The sequence below is a fragment of the Bacillus sp. UNC322MFChir4.1 genome (genome assembly GCF_000746135.1).
GTDB lineage: Bacteria > Bacillota > Bacilli > Bacillales > Bacillaceae_G > Bacillus_A.
In genome coordinates, this window is sequence record NZ_JQKQ01000068.1 from 1 (window position 1) to 2736 (window position 2736).

Annotated in this window: 3 protein-coding genes; all 3 read left to right on the plus strand. The window is 37.1% G+C overall.

Features of this window, described 5'->3' with window-relative positions:
* Positions 1–299: 299 nt before the first annotated feature.
* Positions 300–998: an L-serine ammonia-lyase, iron-sulfur-dependent subunit beta gene (gene sdaAB, locus BR72_RS17200; RefSeq protein WP_035434870.1), complete on the plus strand. Its 699-nt coding sequence runs from the start codon at positions 300–302 to the stop codon at positions 996–998.
* Positions 999–1019: 21 nt separating this feature from the next.
* Positions 1020–1910 carry an L-serine ammonia-lyase, iron-sulfur-dependent, subunit alpha gene (gene sdaAA, locus BR72_RS17205; RefSeq protein WP_035434872.1) on the plus strand — a complete coding sequence of 297 codons (891 nt, stop codon included), beginning with the start codon at positions 1020–1022 and terminating at the stop codon, positions 1908–1910.
* A 293-nt stretch (positions 1911–2203) separates the two neighbouring features.
* Positions 2204–2736 (plus strand): aromatic amino acid transport family protein (locus BR72_RS17210; protein ID WP_035434874.1); only part of this gene is annotated, 533 nt, incomplete at its 3' end.

A 2736-nucleotide genomic window follows, 5' to 3' on the forward strand; every position in this document is an offset into this window, starting at 1 on the left:
ATTCTGAACGAGCCGCTTCCGCTTTTCTTAAGAAGTTAGGTGGGAGATAAACTGCCCGTAAAAGCCCGATTGGTTCAACTAATAATCAGTGGGGGGTGAAGAAAACCCCCACTGATTAAAGTTTCACTTTATTACAATTGAATCTCTTTCTCAAGCTGACATTTTAATAGATTGCCCTGTTCTGATTTATGGAACAAATGTAATTGCAGAAAATAAAGGCTGGAACATATTTGGAATTGGAGATTCCAATACCTCAGATTCAACTGCAGTTAAAAATAATAAATTATGGGGGTGCTGATATGAACATGAATTTAGTAACTGTTAAAGAAAAAAAGGTTGTTAAATACAAAAGTTGTTTTGATGTGATTGGGCCGGTAATGATAGGTCCTTCAAGTTCACATACTGCAGGTGCTTTAGCTATTGGAACAGTTGCCAATAAATTATTTCAAGGTCTTCCAAAAAAAGTCGTGGTAAGGTATTATGAATCATTTGCTGAAACCCATAAAGGACACGGAACTGATTTTGCAATTATTGCTGGGATATTAGGATTTGCTACCGATGACAGCAGAGTGCCAGATGCTATTAAAATAGCAGAATCTAAAGGAATTGACATTACCTTTATTGAAAAAGCAGGTGATAGTCCTGCTGGCCATCCAAATACGGCAGATGTATATTTAGAGGATGAAAGTCGAAGTATTAGAACAGTGGGTATTTCGATCGGCGGCGGATTAATTGAAGTCAAACATGTTGAAGTTGACGGATTTAGCTTAGAACTGCAGGGGCCATTGCCAGTTATTATTGCGATTTCCGAAAGAGCTGACTTTGAATTTGTCTTACGCAGGATCTTTAAACAATATGATGTGGAAATTAACGACTTTCATAGTTTGGAAGAAAACGGAAAATATTTATATGCATTTGCTTTGGATTCTCTATTGCCTGGTAATGTTCAAATGGAATTGGGAAGTTTAAGCAATATAGCTAATATCATTATTCTTTAGTACATTAAGAGGTGAAAAAATATGTATATGTCTATAAAAGAAATTGTGGATGCAGCTAATAAAAGACAAAAGCCAATTTATGAATTAGCAATCGAACAGGAAATCGAACAAACTAAAACTTCTTATGAAGAAGTTTGGAGTAAAATGGAAAGAAATTTAACAACTATGGAAAATGCCATAAATAAAAGTGTCGAGGGCGACGGGGTATTTTCTCCAACTGGTTTAACCGGAGGCGATGCTGTTAAAATAAAAAAATATCGAGAAAATGGAAAAACTCTTTCTGGAGATTTGATGGTGTTAGGGATTCAAAGTGCGATCGGTGTTAATGAAGTAAATGCTGCATTAGGAGCTATTTGTGCAACTCCAACAGCAGGTGCGAGTGGGACGATCCCGGGAGTCCTATTTAGTATTAAAGATACGTTGCAGTTAAGTCATGAAGATATGATCCATTTTCTATTCACTTCAGCGTTATTTGGAACGATAGTCGCAAATAACGCTTGTATTGCCGGAGCGTACGGAGGATGTCAAGCTGAAGTAGGTAGTGCCTCAGCAATGGCTGCAGCAGCAGCGGTAGAAGCTGGCGGAGGAACACCGCAGCAATCTTCTGAAGCTTTCTCAACCGCATTACAAAATTTACTCGGTTTAGTTTGTGATCCGGTCGCTGGTTTGGTAGAAATTCCTTGTGTAAAGAGAAACGCCATCGGAATGGCAAATGCTTTAGCAGCAGCGGACATCGCATTAGCTGGCGTAAACAATATCATCAATTCTGACGAAGTTATTGAAGCGATGTATAGAGTTGGAAGACAGATGCCTCGCGAATTAAGAGAGACAGGTTTAGGCGGAGTTGCGGCCACACCTACAGGGATTGCCATTAAAAATAAAATCTTTGGAGAGAAACAATCAAATCAGTAAACAGTTATTGGTAATATTGTGAAATAGTTAACAATTCTATTCTCTATTGTTCTCCTAAGGATGTCTGGGTATTGAGGGCCATTATCACTAAAATATACTACTATACAATTAAAATATTTTGTAAACGCTAACAAATTCATCAGGTTGATAACTAGCGAATGTTTCGATTTTGATCAACTTAGAAGAAGGACACACATACGGCGCACCTTGTAAGCAATTTATTTTTCAAGAATGGTCTATATTCCTAGACCTTAAAAAGGATGTAAGAATAGGGTACAAGGAGGAATTATTATATGAATGGGAATACTGCAAAAAACATAGAATTTCAAGCTGAAAATACTGCAGTAAAAAATGAGAAATATCTAGACCCTAAAAAGTGGCATAAACAGGATACAACCTGGGCATTGAGTCTTTTTGGAACAGCAATTGGAGCAGGAGTACTCTTTTTACCTATTAATGCAGGTTCAGGTGGGTTATTATCATTACTGTTAATTACCATCCTTGCATATCCAGTTATGTATTACTCGCATAGGGCGCTTGCTAAAATGATATACGCTTCCAATTCTGCTGATGAGGGGATTACAGGTACAATAAGAGAGTATTTCGGAAATAAGGCAAGTATCATTTTTAATATAGTATATTTCGTCTCAATTTATACGATTGTGCTGATGTATTCGGTTGCACTTACAAATACTGCAAGTAGTTTTATCGTAAATCAATTGCACATGAAGGAGCCTCCAAGGGCCATTTTATCGCTTGTATTAGTAATCGGTCTTATAGCTATACTAAATTTTGGTCAAGATATCACTGTAAAGATAATGAGCAT